Source organism: Streptococcus mitis, assembly GCF_047459985.1.
Lineage (GTDB): Bacteria > Bacillota > Bacilli > Lactobacillales > Streptococcaceae > Streptococcus > Streptococcus mitis_DZ.
In genome coordinates, this window is the sequence record NZ_JASHHD010000006.1 from 72,896 (window position 1) to 90,183 (window position 17,288).

The 17,288-nt window shown below is 40.2% G+C and carries 16 protein-coding genes and 2 tRNA genes; 2 read left to right on the forward strand and 16 right to left on the reverse strand.

What is annotated here, in order from left to right:
- The first annotated feature begins 86 nt into the window (after positions 1 to 86).
- On the forward strand, positions 87 to 446 hold the full coding sequence (locus tag QM959_RS05265; protein WP_411864946.1) for a DUF3397 domain-containing protein: 360 nt from the start codon (positions 87 to 89) through the stop codon (positions 444 to 446).
- A gap of 78 nt (positions 447 to 524) precedes the next feature.
- Here the strand turns inward: QM959_RS05265 and QM959_RS05270 are convergent, their stop codons facing one another.
- From QM959_RS05270 to QM959_RS05345, 16 genes are all read right to left on the reverse strand, one after another.
- Positions 525 to 833, reverse strand: a complete 309-nt coding sequence (locus QM959_RS05270; protein ID WP_001815396.1) for a hypothetical protein — start codon at positions 831 to 833, stop codon at positions 525 to 527.
- 306 nt (positions 834 to 1,139) lie between these two features.
- A tRNA-Thr gene (locus tag QM959_RS05275) sits at positions 1,140 to 1,212 on the reverse strand.
- Between the two features lie 100 nt (positions 1,213 to 1,312).
- Complete coding sequence (locus QM959_RS05280; protein ID WP_414371882.1) at positions 1,313 to 2,098, reverse strand: ABC transporter permease; 786 nt, start codon at positions 2,096 to 2,098, stop codon at positions 1,313 to 1,315.
- A gap of 1 nt (position 2,099) precedes the next feature.
- The gene (locus tag QM959_RS05285; RefSeq protein WP_414371884.1) at positions 2,100 to 2,918 is read right to left on the reverse strand and encodes an ABC transporter permease; all 819 of its coding nucleotides are present in this window, start codon (positions 2,916 to 2,918) and stop codon (positions 2,100 to 2,102) included.
- Position 2,919: 1 nt separating this feature from the next.
- Complete coding sequence (locus tag QM959_RS05290) at positions 2,920 to 3,912, reverse strand: ABC transporter ATP-binding protein (protein WP_414371886.1); 993 nt, start codon at positions 3,910 to 3,912, stop codon at positions 2,920 to 2,922.
- Positions 3,913 to 4,277: 365 nt separating this feature from the next.
- The gene (locus QM959_RS05295) at positions 4,278 to 5,210 is read right to left on the reverse strand and encodes an alpha/beta fold hydrolase (protein ID WP_414371887.1); all 933 of its coding nucleotides are present in this window, start codon (positions 5,208 to 5,210) and stop codon (positions 4,278 to 4,280) included.
- Between the two features lie 129 nt (positions 5,211 to 5,339).
- The gene (locus tag QM959_RS05300; RefSeq protein ID WP_001019001.1) at positions 5,340 to 6,221 is read right to left on the reverse strand and encodes a class II fructose-bisphosphate aldolase; all 882 of its coding nucleotides are present in this window, start codon (positions 6,219 to 6,221) and stop codon (positions 5,340 to 5,342) included.
- A gap of 140 nt (positions 6,222 to 6,361) precedes the next feature.
- Positions 6,362 to 7,690, reverse strand: coding sequence for a sensor histidine kinase VncS (vncS, locus tag QM959_RS05305; protein ID WP_414371889.1), 1,329 nt, complete (start codon positions 7,688 to 7,690; stop codon positions 6,362 to 6,364).
- Positions 7,687 to 8,343, reverse strand: a complete 657-nt coding sequence (gene vncR, locus QM959_RS05310) for a response regulator transcription factor VncR (RefSeq protein ID WP_414371891.1) — start codon at positions 8,341 to 8,343, stop codon at positions 7,687 to 7,689. Before vncR ends, vncS begins: the two co-directional genes overlap by 4 nt.
- Before the next feature lie 141 nt (positions 8,344 to 8,484).
- Complete coding sequence (gene vex3, locus QM959_RS05315; protein ID WP_414371893.1) at positions 8,485 to 9,864, reverse strand: ABC transporter permease subunit Vex3; 1,380 nt, start codon at positions 9,862 to 9,864, stop codon at positions 8,485 to 8,487.
- Positions 9,865 to 9,925: 61 nt separating this feature from the next.
- On the reverse strand, positions 9,926 to 10,573 hold the full coding sequence (gene vex2 / locus QM959_RS05320) for an ABC transporter ATP-binding subunit Vex2 (RefSeq protein WP_414371895.1): 648 nt from the start codon (positions 10,571 to 10,573) through the stop codon (positions 9,926 to 9,928).
- Between the two features lie 126 nt (positions 10,574 to 10,699).
- Positions 10,700 to 11,977, reverse strand: a complete 1,278-nt coding sequence (locus QM959_RS05325) for an ABC transporter permease (protein ID WP_414371897.1) — start codon at positions 11,975 to 11,977, stop codon at positions 10,700 to 10,702.
- 140 nt (positions 11,978 to 12,117) lie between these two features.
- A tRNA-Leu gene (locus tag QM959_RS05330) sits at positions 12,118 to 12,203 on the reverse strand.
- Positions 12,204 to 12,283: 80 nt separating this feature from the next.
- Positions 12,284 to 12,859 (reverse strand): cysteine hydrolase family protein, encoded by a 576-nt coding sequence (locus QM959_RS05335; protein WP_414371899.1) that lies wholly within the window; start codon positions 12,857 to 12,859, stop codon positions 12,284 to 12,286.
- On the reverse strand, positions 12,859 to 13,647 hold the full coding sequence (gene codY, locus QM959_RS05340; protein ID WP_000940738.1) for a GTP-sensing pleiotropic transcriptional regulator CodY: 789 nt from the start codon (positions 13,645 to 13,647) through the stop codon (positions 12,859 to 12,861). The genes QM959_RS05335 and codY overlap by 1 nt, the downstream gene beginning before the upstream one ends.
- 255 nt (positions 13,648 to 13,902) lie before the next feature.
- Positions 13,903 to 15,477, reverse strand: coding sequence for a DEAD/DEAH box helicase (locus QM959_RS05345; protein WP_414371901.1), 1,575 nt, complete (start codon positions 15,475 to 15,477; stop codon positions 13,903 to 13,905).
- Between the two features lie 328 nt (positions 15,478 to 15,805).
- Here QM959_RS05345 and QM959_RS05350 point away from each other — a divergent pair, with 328 nt between their 5' ends.
- On the forward strand, positions 15,806 to 17,122 hold the full coding sequence (locus QM959_RS05350; protein ID WP_414371903.1) for an FAD-containing oxidoreductase: 1,317 nt from the start codon (positions 15,806 to 15,808) through the stop codon (positions 17,120 to 17,122).
- The last annotated feature ends 166 nt before the right edge of the window (positions 17,123 to 17,288 follow it).

Here is a 17,288-nt window from a genome sequence, read left to right on the forward strand (position 1 = left end):
CAAAAAACACCCACAATCTCAAAAGCCTGACTTTCCTCTAAATTCCTCTGTTTCTCGTTTCCATTAGCCATTTTTTATGATACAATATGGGTATGATTTTAATGAAATTAGCATCTATTTTATTATTGATACTGACCTTGGTAGTCTGCATTATCATAACCAAACTTTTTAGATTAAAAAAACTAGGACGAAACTTTGCGGATTTAGCTTTTCCAGTTTTAGTATTTGAATATTACCTCATTACAGCTAAAACTTTTACCCATAATTTCCTCCCTAGATTGGGCCTAGCCCTCTCAGTCCTAGCCATTATTCTCGTTTTTTTCTTCCTTCTGAAAAAACGCAGCTTTTACTATCCTAAATTCATCAAATTCTTCTGGCGTGCAGGATTTTTATTAACCCTTGTCATGTATATCGAGATGATTGTTGAATTGATGACCCAGAAATAAAAAACTAAATCGAAAACACCTCAATCAAACTAAAATACAGTGATTGAAGTGTTTTTCTTTATCTATTTTCAATAAATCCTATTTTCCTTCTTTATCAGGAAAGAGGTATCCAATACCTACACAAGCCAGTACTCCTGCTCCAATTACCAATCCACTTGAAATTGGCAAAAGATCCAAAATTGCATTTGCGATGATAAAGGCAATAATCAAACACATCAGACTAGCCTTGTAGTCTTTTTTCAAAAGATTCTCCAGAGTGAAAAAGAGGAACAAGCCTACTGGAATCAATGACCAGAGGTTGACATCCAAACTTGGCCAGCCAACAGAACCAAAATACACTACTGTCGCTGCTGCTACTAAAAATACAATCCCCAATAATTTTTTCATTTGTTTATCTCCAATTTCTTTTTTAATACTCAATGAAAATCAAAGAGCAAACTAGAAAGCTAGCCACAGGTTGCTCAAAACACTGTTTTGAGGTTGCAGATGGACGCTGACGTGGTTTGAATTTGATTTTCGAAGAGTATAAGAACTTGAGTTATCTGATATTGACACCTCCCGTCCCTTACAAAAATCATTATAACAGAGCTCATTTTCAAGAACAAGTTCTTTTGCCTATCTGGTCTATATATCGGTCTAAGTGGTCTGATTTTCTTTAAAAAGAAAAAGAAGCCTGATAAGACTTCTTCACTTTGCCGATTGCAGGGATTGAACCTGTGACCTAGGCTTTACGAGTACCTTGCTCTACCAACTGAGCTAAATCGGCGATTACACTTATAGTATAGCACTCTGAGAATAGATGTCAAGAAATTTTCATCTCTATTAGAAAAAGCCTGTCCTGAGACAAGGCTTTGATAGTATTCAACTTAAGAACCCGCACTTTCGTAGGCATCCAAGCCCCTATCCCAGAGTTTTAGAGAGATGCCAAAGAAGATAAGAGAAATCAGAATCAAACCTCCGATATTAAAGAATCCATCCTTGTCCTGCAAGAAATAGCTGGCAGGATAGTAGGCCGTAAAGGCAAAAGGCACGATGAAGCTAATCAACCAACGAAGAAGCGAATTGTAAATGGAAATCGGATACTTAGCAAAATCATTGAACATATAGAAAATGTAAATCATGGCTCCTGACTGCTTGGTCCAAAAAGCGATACTGGCGGTCGCGATTTTCAAGGATGTATAAATCAAGGTCGCAAAAGGAATACAGACTAGAAAAATCAGGAATTTTGGAAGAGTCCAAGCAATGCTGGTCACTGTTGTCCCCAGTAGGATACCACCAACCAAAAGTTCGCCCAAGGCATCAATCTGAAAGGTTTCAACGAGGATGTGAAAGAGAGGATTGATAGGACGAGTCAGGTATTTGTCAAACTCTCCTTTTCGGACTAGGCGTTGCCCTAGTGCCCAGAGATTATCAAAAAAGAGATGATCCAATCCCTTGGGAATTAAGGAAAAACCATAAATAAATGCAATCTCCTGAAAAGTCCAGCCTTCTAGAGAAGGGATGTGTTGAAAGAGCACATTGAGAAACAAGAGGTTCAAGCCTTGAGTCAGAAAAACTCCCAAGACACCCACCACAAAATCCACCTTGTATTCCATGATTTGTTTGATATATTGTCTGATAAAAATCAGATGCATGCGTTGATATTTTTTCATACTAACCTCCCTGAATGGTAATGAAAGACTGGACTTGTTTCCAGATCAACTGAGACAAGCCAAGCATCACCAAGAGCCAGAAGAACTGTAGCAAAAGTGCCTGAAGAATCTGACTGGCATCGTATTTCCCAACGATAATCATAACTGGAGTATAAATCAAGGATGAAAAAGGCAAGAAGGACAGAATATCTGAAACGATCTTTGGAAAGAAAGCCAAGGGAATCAAACTTCCAGACATAAAGGCCACTATGGAAGTCTTGAGTAGATTGGAGCCCCATAGATTCTTAAACACAAAGGCTGAAAATCCAAAGCAGATATTAAAGAAAAAGTTAATCAGGTAGGCTAGGGTTAAGCTAAAGAGATAAAGAATGGTCAATCCCAGTACTTCTACAGCCCCTTGACCAGATAAAATTTTCATCAATACAATAACACTTAAAAATGGCAGTCCAACAGATATAAAAATCAACCACTTGGATCCAAGTTCCGTAAAGAGGTAAGAAGCTGCAAAATGCACTGGTCTCAACAAGCGCATGATAATAGAACCATCCTTGACCTCATCACCAATCATAAAGGAAGAATCCGACCTAGTCAGAAGATTGGTCACAAAACTCATGATGATGTAGAGGGTGATATCCGCCATACTGAAGCCCTGAATCAAAGACTCTTGCGATGAATCAAAGACCGCCTTCCAGAGATAAAAGGCCACAAAAGCACCCATGACATCGCCAATCCGATAAAGAAGAAAGTTGACTCGATAGGTAATCAACTCCTGAACCCCTGCATTGATAAAGGGTTTATAACGTCTCCACAATTTGACCATCTTAGAGCTCCTTTCGGTAGAAGCGACGGATAATATCCTCAATATCCGTATCCAGCATCTTCAAATCGCGGATTTCAAAATCAGACAGGGTTTGCTTGATAATATCAGCCGACTGGTAGCGGGAGCTATCGAATTCAATAGTCAGACTGTTTCCTTGTCTATCAATGGTCATATCCGAAAAGCCTTCATAGTGAGAAACTAGATGACTTTGACCTGGTACTAGTTCAAAGGAGATAGTCTTCATCTTGCCAAAGGTTTCCTTGAGCTGGCTAACCGTTCCATCAAAAATCTCTTGCCCCTTGTCAATCATAAAAATTCGATCACAAAGTTGCTCAATGTCGCTCAGGTCGTGAGTGGTCAAGAGAATAGTAGTCTCTTCCTCTTGGTTAATCTGAGTGATAGCTCGGCGAATGTTATCCTTGACCGAAACGTCCAACCCAATGGTTGGTTCATCTAAAAAGAGAACCTTGGGATTATGAAGCAAGGAAGCTGCAATGTCCGCCCGCATCCGTTGCCCCAGTGAAAGAGTTCGCACGGGATCCTTGATAAAGTCCTTCAAATCCAAAACTTCATTCAAAAAGTCCATACGCTTATGGAAGAGCGAGTCTGGCACATCATAAATTTCTTTTAAAACCGTGTAGGTCTCTTGCAGTGCCAAATCCCACCATAGCTGGGTTCGTTGCCCAAAGACAACCCCGATATCCTTGACATAATCTTGGCGATTGTCCTGAGGTATCTTGCCGTTAATCCGACAAAAACCAGATGTCGGCTTTAAAATCCCTGTCAGCATTTTGATGGTTGTTGACTTCCCAGCACCATTTGCCCCGATAAATCCTAAAATCTGCCCCTTTGGAACTTCAAAAGTCAAATCCTTGACCGCTTCAAAGGTCTGCTTTTCAGGACGAATAAAGGAGCGCAAAGCTCCCTTCAAACCAGGTTCCTTAACAGTCTTCACAAAATTTTTCTGAAGATGTTCCACTTCTATCATTGCCATATCTATCTCCCTAGCGTAAGGAATAGCAACATTGTATTTTTGATTACAAATATTCTAAATCCTTACTTTCTAAATCTGCTACATTTTATCTTTACAGAAGGCTTTATACCAACCTATTATAATCCAATAAAAAACAGAATGCAAGCGTTTGCCTAAAGTTTATAAATTTGAAAATTTTCTCTTAAAATAATACTTTTAATCAAAATTTCTGGTTTCATCGTTTCCTTAAAACACCAATAAAACCTGCCCAGAAGGACAGGTTTATTGTTAAGAAAAAGAATTTTTTTAATCGAAAAACTCACGATTCTACTGTTAATCCTTCAGCATTTAATTATTGCCATCAGTCTAAAATGTTTTCTAACCCCTCAATTACTCTTTAAAAAATCTTCAATGCGAGAAACAACCTCATGATTTTGATAATGATAAAGGTCGTGTGGTATATCCATATAGATGACTTTCACATTAGACTGTCCACTAGCAAATTTCTCTGCGTAGCGTTGCCATTCTGATTGACCAAAACTAGTTCCTTGACCGTTAGACACCAGTAGTAAGGTGGGAATTTTCGGATTAATGTTTGAGGGAACTTTCTTGGCATTTTCATTTACCGTTTGGGATTCATGAAGCATGGCTTGTGACATCAACTGCTTATAAGCTAGAAGTTTATATTTTTTTCGTTCACTTTCGTTCAGAGTTGGATTTTTTATATAAAAAGACTCAGGGAAGTAGCGTAATAAGCCAATCTTGCTAGTCCAATAGGCCACAGTAAGCAAGGCTTGATTGTCCTTTAAATTCTCATAACTAGCTGGCAGTGCCCAATCTAACCCAACCAAAGTTTTCACTTCATCAGGATATTTTTCCTGCCAAGCTAAGCTCTCAAGACTAGCCATGGAATGAGACAAAATGATAAAAGGACCTTTGACATTTACTTGTGAAAGAGCTTGACGCGTCTCAGACAAAATCTCCATCACATCTCTTGAATGATTGCTATCATCACTATAACCATATCCAGCTCTCTCGACTACGACAATTTTATAGTTTTTTGATAGGGAATCTGTTAAATTCTTAAAGTCCAAGATCGGAGAGGCAATTCCAGCACCTGAGAGAACTACTATAGTCTCTGGACCATCCCCTTCAACGTAAACATTCATTTTGTGCCCATTGACAAGAACTGTTTTCCCCATAGGATTTAGGGAGGCTCGCTCCTTCTCTAGACTAATACGGTGAAAGATAAATGTTGCCCCTAAAAACAAAAGAATGAAACTAAGAAACCCAAGACTCCATTTTTTCAGTTTTTTCATAGCATTATTGTACAAAAATTAGACTCTTTTAGCAAATTTAGATTATTCTTCTTCAGTATATTCTCTAAAACTCCAGACACAAAAAACCCACCCAATGGGTAGGTTTCTGTTTTGTATGGTTAAGCTAGATTAAGCTTTACCTTCTGAACCGAATACGTCGATACGTTCTTCAACTGATGCTTGGATAGCTTTTACACCGTCAGCCAAGAATTTACGTGGGTCGAAGAGTTTCTTCTTGTCGTATTCTGCTTCGTTTGCTTCGTAGTCACGAGCAAATTTACGAGTTGCGTTAGCGAATGCGATTTGGCATTCAGTGTTAACGTTAACTTTAGCAACACCAAGTTTGATAGCTGCTTGGATTTGCTCATCAGGAATACCTGATCCACCGTGCAATACGATTGGGAATCCTGGAAGAGCTTCTGTCAATTTTTGCAAGTGGTCAAGGTCAAGACCTTCCCAGTTTGCAGGGTAAGGACCGTGGATGTTACCGATACCAGCTGCCAAGAAGTCGATACCAGTTTCAACCATTGCTTTAGCGTCTTCGATTGGAGCCAATTCACCTTTACCGATGATTCCGTCTTCTTCACCACCGATAGTACCAACTTCAGCTTCTACTGAGATACCTTTAGCGTGTGCTTTTTCAACAACTTCTTTAGCCAATTTAAGGTTTTCTTCAACTGGAAGGTGTGAACCGTCAAACATGATTGAAGTGTAACCAACTTCGATACACTCAAGTGCATCTTCGTAGTGACCGTGGTCAAGGTGGATAGCTACTGGTACAGTGATACCCATTGATTCAACAAGGTTAGCGATCAAGTTACGAGCAACTTTGTAACCACCCATGTATTTAGCAGCACCCATTGAAGTTTGGATCAAAACTGGAGCTTTTTTAGCTTCTGCTGCGCGCAAGATAGCTTGAGTCCACTCAAGGTTGTTTGTGTTAAATCCACCAACTGCATAACCGTTGTCACGAGCTGCTTGGACAAATTTTTCTGCTGAAACGATTGCCATTTTATCAGGCCTCCTGTATATTTTTATGGGTCATCCCATTTACATTGTTCATTTTATCACTTTTTGACAAAAAAATCTAGTTTTTCCCATGGTTTCGATTGAATTTCTTCTAGCTTCATCTATGTAAACCCTTTCTCTCCCTAGTCTTGGGTGACTTTTGGAAAAGCTATAAAGAAGGTCAAATGATTCTCCTCCATCTCGAAACGATAAGCTAATTTTTCATGTTCTAATAGACTCTTAACCACAAAGAGTCCCATCCCAGAACCCTTGGCCTTGCGACTAGCATTATCAGAAAAAGATTGGGCTAGTTTTTCTTGTTCTTCAGGGCTACAGCTATTTTCTATAAAAAGTTCCCCTTCTCTTTCTCCAATTCGAACCAAACCACCTGGAACAGAGTGCTTGATAGCATTACTGATGAGGTTAGACAGAATCAACTTCATGACAGATGGGTTTAGATAAGCCTGCTGATGAGTCAAACTATTGTCTATCTGGAGATCTCTTTCCTTGGCTAGCAGAACATAATCCTTAACCAGACTTTGCGTCATCTGGAGTAAGTCAATTTGTTCCCTATCATCTCGTAATTCCTGTACAGACGAGAGAGAAAGTATCTGGAGAACGTGGTGATTGAGCTCATCCACAATCCCCAAGGCAACTCCCAGATAGTGGTCTCTATCCTTATAACGACCGACATTTTCTTTCATGTTTTCGATCAGGATTTTCAAACTAGCCAGAGGTGTTTTCAGTTCATGCGAAGCACCTCGTAAAAACTCAACCTTCATTTTTTCCAGCTGGAGAATGGCTTCATTCTTGTCATGCAAGTCCGCAATGACAGTCAAAAGATGCTGGTAGAGGCTATTGATTTGTTCCTTGAGATCACCAATCTCATCCTTAGAATCCACGCGCAAACGCACTTGGGCATCCAAATCCATCATCCGACGGGTCACTCGCTTGATTTCCAAAATCGGAGCGACAATGGTCCGAGCATAGATGTAGGCCACCAAGAGGGAAATCAGAAAGGAAGCCAGCAGGGTATAGGGTAGAAACTGGAGACTGATCTGCTCTGCTTCCTTTTGCAAATCCATGGAAGCTAAAAATTGCAGGGTCATAGTGCCACCGTCTTGCGTTTTCACCTCGCGCTCTTCGATAAAGAGAGAGGTGGTCTGGCGATCTGTATCCAGAGGAAGGCTGTCCTTGACTTCTAACTTGTCCTCGGTCATCTCGCCCTTGACCGCTCCCTTGATATCACTAGTCTGGGAATACAAGTCTAACACTTGCTCGATGCTCTGCCTATCCTTACCTTCTAGGGATTGGGCAATGGCTGTCGCTTTCTGGCCAATGGTTTCCTGACGATGGCTCAGATAAGTTGACGGAAAGAGAAAATAAATGGCTAAATGAAGACAGACGACCAGAACACTAAAAATCGAGAAGGTATAGATAAATATCTTTGTAAATAAACCTGTTCGTTTCATTTTCGCTCCAATTTATAACCAACATTGCGCACAGTGAGGATGCAATCCAAGTCTAACTTTTTTCGCAATTCCTTGATATAAACATCAATGACACGGTCAAAAGGCACCTCATCTGTCACCTTCCAGACAGCATCAATAATCTGAGATCGAGTCAAGGCCCTTCCTTCATTTTTCACCAAATAATCAAGAATTTCCAACTCTTTAGCATTGATGGCTACTTCCTCTCCTGCTAGGCTTGCACTGTAGCTCTCAAAATCCACCTTGGCATCCTTATAAGAGAAGATTCGTCCCGTATCGTAATAGCGCTTGAAAATCGCGTCTACCCTCACTTTTAAGAGGGAGAGGGAGAAGGGTTTTTCCAGATAGCCATCTGCCAGAGAGGCAAAGGCACTCATCTTATATTCTTCATCCTGAAAGGCTGTCAACATCAAGACCGGAACTTGGCTACTTTTACGGATTTCTGACAAAACCTCTAAACCATTGAGTTTCGGCATTTGAATATCTAAGAGAACCAAGTCTACTTGATGATTGGAAAATTGCTCTAGCGCTTCTTCTCCATCTGCTGCCTCAATGGTTTCATAACCACAATCCGTCAAATAGTCACTGATGCCCTCACGAATCATCTCTTCATCTTCTACAATTAAAATTTTCATAGAAAAATCTTTCACATTCCTTTAAATTTCTTATAAGTCATCTCAGTTTCACCCTGAAAGGTAGAGACCTTATCAAGATGAAATAGATAAAAATGCTACCTATATTATACCCCATTTAGGGGAGAATAGGTAGCAAGTTTGTTATTCGCTATCGAGCAAGAGCTCTTTTGGTTGTTTTCTAAGGAGATTGCTTGAAGCAAGCGCCATAACGAGAACCACTAGAACCAAGGCAAGGACAAAGACGATGATAAAGTCTGATGTCTGAATGGAAATGTCTAGGCTCGACAAGGTCTTGCTAAAGCCATCTACTTCTGCACCACCACCAAGGTTAGAGGCTTGAGCAGCCTTGCTAGCTTGCTTAGCAACACCTGAAGTGACATTGGCAAGGAAAGTATTTCCGATGGCACGCGCTGTGTAGTTAGCTAAGAAATAAGCAGAAACCAGAGCTGGGATGGCAATCAAGATGGATTCGGTGATAAATTGACCCAAGATACTTGTCTGCTTGAGTCCGATAGAGAGGAGAATTCCCACTTCCTTGCGACGGGCATTGATCCAAAGGCTAAGCAAGAGGGCAAGGAGAAGAACTGAGAAACTCAAGCTACCCCAGAAGAGGAGGTTGGCCATCTTGTACATACCAGAGATGGATTGCTCAAGAGCTGGGTAGTTAGATGAGCTCTTAACGAGTGTATAGCTCTTCCAGTTGATACCGCTGATGCCATTCAACTCTTTCATGACATCATCCAAGTTCTTGTCCGCTGTTACAAAGAAGGTTGCGTCCCCATAAATAGCTGTTTCTTCTGTGTATCCATATAGTTTAGCAGCCGTATGGATATCTGTGATAGCTGTATTTTCGTATAGCTCTTGTGAGTAGGTTACTGCTGATTTATTGTGACCATCAAAGAGACCCTTGATGGTTACTTCGACTGTTTCCTTGGCACCTTTTTCATTGTCTGCATCGTAGATATTAGAGTCTAGTTTGACCTTATCCCCTACTTTCCAGCCATGTTTGGCTGCCAAATCCTTGTGCAAGAGGATATTGTCTTTGTCATCGTTGGTTAGGTGCTCACCTTCGACCAGCTTATAAGAACCAGAGACAAACTTGTCTTCTTTAGAGGAATCATTGACACCTGTAATCATCAAGCTACTTCCAAAGTGTTTGGCACGATCAGGTGTCAGATTCTTCTTGGTTTCTGGCGTTTCGATGAGTTCATATCCAGTCAAATCTCCGATAGCGTTGATGCGTTTAACATAAGACTCGATGGCCTTGTTTTCAGTGATTTTTTTGATGTCCTCACCCTTAATATTCCCAGCACCACGAGGCGTTCCTTGATTGACGCGACGATTGATTTGCATAGAGAAACTATTGGTGATATTTTTAAAAGTCTCCTGAGAAGCCTTGGCAGTAGCTCCCTTGATCGACAAGCCGACCAAACTCAAGCTCGCCATGAGGAGAATAATCAGGAAGATAACAATCGATTTGAAAAACTTCCTTGTAACATAGGCAAATGCGTTGTGTAACATAGGTTCCCTTTCTAGATGTTGTTCTATTTTATATTTGTAGTTCTAACAGAAAAAGCTCATATTATTTCGTAGTATTGCGAGTTTCAGTCAATTTCTTATCTTTCAACTCAAGTGTAATATCTGACGCTTGTGCCACTTCTTTGCTGTGGGTTACGACAATGACACATTTACCTGTTTTCTGGGCAAGTGATTTGAGCAGTTCGACAATATCTCCAGCAGTTTTAGGATCCAGATTTCCTGTTGGCTCATCAGCTAGAATGACTGGAGCTTCTGATACTAAACTACGAGCAATGGCAACACGTTGCTGTTGACCACCTGATAACTGGAGAACATTCCGCTTGATCTGACTTTCATCCAAACCAAGCTCAAGAAGGGTTTCCTTGCTAGCTTTTTTATTAACTAAGCGGATATTTTCCAATGGAGAAAGATAATCTATCAAGTTATAATTTTGAAAGACCAGGGAAATATGGTGCATGCGATGATAAGAATAGCCCTTCTTACGAATGTCCTCTCCTTGGAAAAGGATAGAACCTTCAACAGGACTATCTAGGCCAGCAAGCAGGGACAAGAGAGTGGATTTTCCTGCTCCTGACTCCCCAATAATACTGTAAAATTTCCCAGGTTCAAAATTATAATTAATCTGATATAAAACTGCCTCAGCAGTGTTCTTATAACGGTAGGTAAGATCTTGTAATTGTAATAAAGTCATGATTTCTCCTTCTTATACTCAATAAAAATCAAAGATCAAACTAGGAAGCTAGCTGCAGGTTGCTCAAAGCACAGCTTTGAGGTTGCAGATAAAACTGACGCAGTTTGAAGAGATTTTCGAAGAGTATTAACTAATAGATGATAAAATTTCTTTCGGTGATTTTCTAAATAAGAATAGGAAACAAAGAGCTACAGATAAGCAACTAATCAACAACAGAAAGACATAGGATTCTGCAAAAGATAAGATGCTGGTTGATAAGCCGCTTGCTTTGGCTAGTGTGTCTTGTAAGGCTACCTGATCTCCACTTGCTAATAGAGTTTGGAGTAGGTAAGTTGTGATAGCATTTCCTGCAACAAATGCTGGAAGCAAAGCTCCGAGAGATACCAAAACTACCTCTAAACAGAACCGTAGGAAGATTGAGCTCTTGCCTTTTCCAAGTGCAAGTAAAATTCCCACCTCGTAGACCCGTTCTCTCAACCAGAGAGACAAGACCAGAATTAAGGCTCCTGCTCCTGCTATCAACATCCCATAAAGGAAAATGGTCAGAAAGGTTTGGAAGGTTGCAACTGAGTCTTTGATTTGTTCAAAAGCCTTGTTTTCCTTCTCGACTTGGTAGCCTTGATTTTCCAAGGACAAGTTTTCCACCTGCTTCATAAGTCCGTCCATTTCCTTAGGATTTTCTACATAGAAGCGAGCTGCACTGACTAGAGGTTCACCATTACCCAAAAGAGTTTGACTGCTTTCATAGTCTGTAAAGACCTGGTTTTCACTGAAGTCAGAAGACAAGCCTGTAAATTTCTCTTGTTTTTTACCAGAAAAGATGCCGACAATTTCAAACTCAACTGTTTGTCCCTTGCCAGATTCTGACTGACCAGCTTCTAAACCAATCTCGTCATGAAGCGAAAGACCATTCTTCTTAGCCAACTCTTCGTGGATGAGAATTTTCTTTGAATCCCCTTTTTGAAGGTGTCGGCCTTCTTTTAAGTTGAAAGCCGAGCTAGTAAAGGTCACATCCTTAGATGAATCTTCAAGAGCCGTTAAGCTAACTAAGTTCTTGTCCGCAGCTGACAAATCATCACGCTCCACGCTCTGTTCTCCACTCACTGCTTCCTTGTCTTTTAGTTTTGCGACCGTCTCGAGTTCAGGAGAAACAGTTTCCAGTCCCTTAATCTTGCTCACAGACGCTAGGTCTGACAACTTGAAGGTCTGACCATTTTCTATCTTCTTAATAGAAAAAGATGTATTGAGTGATTTGTAAAGATTGGTTTCCACTGTTTTGTTGGACTTCATCAGCGTCAAACAGGCTGAAATTCCTGCTAATAGAACCAATAAAATCAGAAATAAAATAAAACTTCTCAGTCGTTTTCTGCTGACATAAGCCCAAGCTCTTTGGATTGGATTCATTTGTCACCTCCATATTTGTAAGACTATTATAAAATCCAAATATGAAATGTTTATGAAATACAAAAAAAAGAGCAAAAATTTTTTGCTCTACTTGAATTAGATGAAAATAAAAGAGCTAGCCTAAGCTAACTCTTATCCTATGCGGAGAGAGGGACTTGAACCCTCACGACCTAAAGCGGTCACAGGATCCTTAGTCCTGCGCGTCTGCCAATTCCGCCATCCCCGCGTCGATTACTTTACTAGTATATCAACTTTTGGGATGCTTGTCAACACTTTTTTCAAATTTTTTTCATTTCATCAACCAAATTACTCTGAAATTTCATTTAGATTTTCATCTATTAACTTAGCTCCAAGTGTATTTTTGAAATGACCTAGAGCAAATTGGTGATTTTCAGGCCAGATGGAAGCAACAGCTGGTTTAACAATCTCAATATCATATCCTAGATTATAGGCATCTATAGCTGTATGCAGGACACAAATATCCGTCAAGACTCCTGTTAAGATAACTGTAGAAATTCGACGCTCTCTCAAACGAATATCCAGGTCTGTCCCTGAAAATGCTGAATAATGGCGTTTATCCATCCAAAAGACACGACTGTCTGAACCATGCTCTTGATAAAAGGTCCCCAAATCTCCATATAAATTGCGTCCACTAGTCCCAATCAAATTGTGAGGAGGAAATAGTTTGCTTTCTGGATGGAAACAATCGTTTTCTTCGTGAGCATCGATGGTAAAGAAGATGTAATCCCCTCTTTCAAAAGCTAATCGAGTCACCTTGCTAATAGCTTCCGAAATTGCCTGAGCTGGAGCGCCTGCTGTCAATTTTCCACTATCTGCCACAAAATCTTCTGTATAATCAATAGAAATTAAAGCCTTAGCCATTAGTAATCTCTTTTCTTCACTTCTTCAAAAATATCTGAAATCAAGACCTTAAGATAGGTTCCCTTCATTCCAAGTGAGCGACTTTCAATAATCCCTGCAGACTCAAGTTTACGAAGGGCATTGACAATCACAGAGCGGGTGATTCCAATACGGTCTGCAATTACAGACGCAGTTAACTGCCCTTCATTTCCATTTAATTCCCCTAAAATGGCTGAAACAGCACGAAGTTCGGAATAAGAAAGGGTATTAACCGCCATGGTGACAGCAGTACGGCGACGGATATTTTTCTCATCTTCTTCACGTTGGAAGTTGAGGAGTTGAATCCCAACAACGGTACTGGCAATCTCAACAAGGATCAAGTCCTCATCTTCGAATTTTTTATCATTGCGCCAAATAATCAAAGAGCCAAGGCGAATCCCTGATACATGAATCGGTGCAATAGTTGTCAAACCATCTGGAAAGTCGGCACGACTTTCCACAGGGAAAATGCTCAAATCATGATCCACTGTCAGATTGGCTTCTGTATCATAAATCATGTTCGCACCCTGAATGTAGTCATCAGGGAAAATCTTAGTTTGGAAGAACTGCTCTACACGATCTGTATTGGTTTTATAACGCATAAAATAGCCAAGGAGACGTCCCTTGCTATTGACGATACAAGCGTTACAGTCAATAATATCTGCCAATTGACGGGTAATCGCATTGTAGGGGAGTTCTTCCTGCAACTGCTCCTCCGAGCGCTTCAGGATAGAAGTAATTTTTCTAGTTTTTTCTAATAAATGTGCCATTTTTTACCTCGCATATAATCGCTTCCATTATAACATAGAAAAGTCTTTATTTCAATAATTATCTGAAAATTGCTTATTTAATTGCAATTTGAAAAAACAAGAATATTTTTAATTAAATTGCTTCTTTTCTATTGACAAGCTCCCTATTTTTGTGTATTATAATATTACAAGAAGATAATATATCTATTTTATTTATCTTTCTTTTCCATTCGGTCTCCTTATATAAAAAAGCGATTCATTTTGAACCGCTTTTTCTTATTTATCTCCCTTGTTACGAATAACAAAGCCTGTTTTCTTTTCGCTTGAAGTAGTGCGTGGTTTTTTATTATCCTTACGGTAACGTTTTTCCTTATCAAAACGATCATTGCCACGACTTCCTTTTTTGAAATCATCACGGCGACCATTGCCACGGCGATCACGGTCTCGACGGTCGTCTCCACGACGGCCTCCACGACCTCCCTTAGCTTTACCACCGAAGCCATTACCTGATGGTTTAAATGGCAGTGGTTTTTCACGTGCAATCTCCACTTCTGGAAGGCTATCTGGATCTTGAACAGTCAGACTCAAGATATACATTGCCAATTCTTCTGGAGTAAATTCGGCAGCTAGCTTACGAGCATCCTTGCCAAATTTCTCAAAGTTGGCACGAATGGTTTCATCTGCAAAATCACGTTCAATTTTCTTGAGAGCTACCTGTTTTTTAGCTTGGAAGGCTTCTTCTGCACTTGCAGGTTTGAGACCTTTCATGCGTTTCTTGGTCAAGTTTTCAATAATTTGAAGGTAGCCCATTTCGTTTGGAGCAACAAAAGTAATAGACTGACCTGACTTACCAGCACGACCTGTACGACCGATACGGTGAACATAACTTTCAGGATCTTGTGGAATATCGTAGTTATAGACATGGGTCACGCCTGAAATATCCAAACCACGCGCTGCCACGTCTGTCGCAACCAAAACATCAAGATTGCCATTTTTAAAGTCACGAAGGACACGAAGACGTTTGTTTTGGTCTAGGTCGCCATGAATTCCTTCTGCACGGAAACCACGGATTTTAAGACCACGAGTCAATTCATCCACACGACGTTTGGTACGACCAAATACGATAGCAAGTTCTGGTTGTTCCACATCCATGAGACGAGTCATAGTATCAAATTTTTCTTGTTCCTTAACTCGGATATAGTATTGGTCAACCAATTCTGTTGTCAATTCCTTGGCAGCAATCTTGACATGCTCAGGTTCTTTCATAAACTGAACACCAATACGTTTGATGGCATCTGGCATAGTTGCTGAGAAGAGCAAAGTTTGACGGTTTTCAGGAACACGAGAAATGATTGCTTCGATATCTTCAAGGAAGCCCATGTTGAGCATTTCATCCGCTTCGTCAAGGATAAGGGTTTCAATATCTTGTAATTTCAAGGCCTTGCGTTTAATCAAGTCCAAAAGACGACCTGGAGTTCCCACCACGATATGGGCACCAGATTTAAGAGCCTTAATTTGTTTTTCAATGCTTGAGCCGCCATATACTGAGCGAACTTTGACTCCCTTACTACGACCAAAGCGGAAGAGTTCTTCTTGACTTTGGACAGCTAGTTCACGAGTTGGAGCGATGACCAAGGCTTGGATAGTCGCTTCTTCTGTACGGATTTTTTCAAGGGTTGGCAAGCCAAAGGCTGCAGTTTTTCCTGTACCAGTCTGAGCTTGACCGATAACGTCCTTGTCTTCTAGAGCCAAGGGAATAGTTTGTTCTTGGATAGGACTGGCTTCTACAAAACCAGCTTTTTCAATCTCTGCTAGCAAATCAGCAGACAAGTTAAATTCATTAAATTTCACGTTATTCTTCTTTCTAAAGGTGGTGCGAAGCCACCCTATAGGGCTTAGTGTATACTTTTCTTTTTATGACGTATTTTCATATACTGGATACAAAATCGTGTTGCTTCTTTTCCACAAAAGAAAAGTACTGTTTTCTTTGCAACCTATCTAGTATAACACAAGACCAGAGCAAAAGATAGCCCAATCCGTCGATAAAGTCATGTAAACGATTTTTCTAAGAAAATGAGACTAAAATTTCCACTATTTCATAAACTTTTTTAAAGCGTAGCAGAATTGTGCAAAAGTTTTTTTCTTGTGCTAGAATGAAATCAAATAGGAGGATTTAAAAATGTTAACATACGATTTAATTGTCATTGGATTTGGTAAGGCAGGTAAAACTCTTGCTGCCAAACTAGCTTCTGCTGGAAAAAAAGTAGCTCTTATCGAGCGCAACAAGGATATGTACGGTGGAACTTGTATCAACATTGGTTGTATCCCAACCAAGACTTTGTTAGTTGCTGCTGAGAAAGACCTGTCTTTTGAAGAAGTCATTGCTACCAAAAACACGATCACTGGTCGCCTTAACGGCAAAAACTATGCTACTGTTGCTGGTACAGGTGTGGATATCTTTGATTCGGAAGCTCACTTCCTTTCAAACAAAGTCATCGAAATCCAAGCTGGTGATGAAAAACAAGAACTGACTGCTGAAACAATCGTCATCAACACTGGTGCTGTTTCAAACGTATTGCCAATTCCAGGACTTGCTACAAGCAAGAACGTCTTTGACTCAACAGGTATCCAAAACTTGGACAAATTGCCTGAAAAACTTGGAATCCTTGGTGGTGGAAATATCGGTCTTGAATTTGCTGGTCTATACAACAAACTTGGAAGCAAAGTCACTGTCCTAGATGCCTTGGATACTTTCCTACCTCGTGCAGAACCTTCCATCGCAGCTCTTGCTAAGCAATACATGGAAGAAGACGGCATTGAATTGCTTCAAAATATCCGTACTACTGAAATCAAAAACGACGGTGACCAAGTGCTCCTCGTGACTGAAAACGAAACTTACCGTTTCGATGCCCTTCTCTACGCAACTGGACGCAAACCAAATGTAGAACCACTTCAACTTGAAAATACAGATATTGAACTAACGGAGCGTGGTGCTATCAAGGTCGACAAACATTGTCAAACAAACGTTCCTGGTGTCTTTGCAGTTGGAGATGTCAACGGTGGCCTTCAATTTACTTACATTTCACTTGATGACTTCCGTGTTGTTTACAGCTACCTTGCTGGAGATGGCAGCTACACACTTGAAGACCGTCTCAATGTACCAAACACCATGTTTATCACACCTGCACTTTCACAAGTTGGTTTGACTGAAAGCCAAGCAGCTGATTTGAAACTTCCATACGCTGTTAAGGAAATCCCTGTTGCAGCAATGCCTCGTGGTCACGTAAACGGAGACCTTCGCGGAGCTTTCAAAGCTGTTGTTAATACCGAAACAAAAGAAATTCTTGGAGCAAGCATCTTCTCAGAAGGTTCTCAAGAAATCATTAATATCATCACTGTTGCAATGGACAACAAAATCCCATACACTTACTTCACAAAACAAATCTTCACTCACCCAACCTTGGCTGAAAACTTGAATGACTTATTTGCGATTTAAGCTAAGATAAACTTATGAAAAACAACCCTCCTAGGGTTGTTCAGATTGAAGACAAAGTCCTTAGAACACAAGTTTCTAAGGGCTTTTCTTTGTGTAAAGTCGTATAATAGAGGTAAGAAGAGTTGTGAGGTAATCCCTATGTTTCACAAAGAAAAACCTGATTATA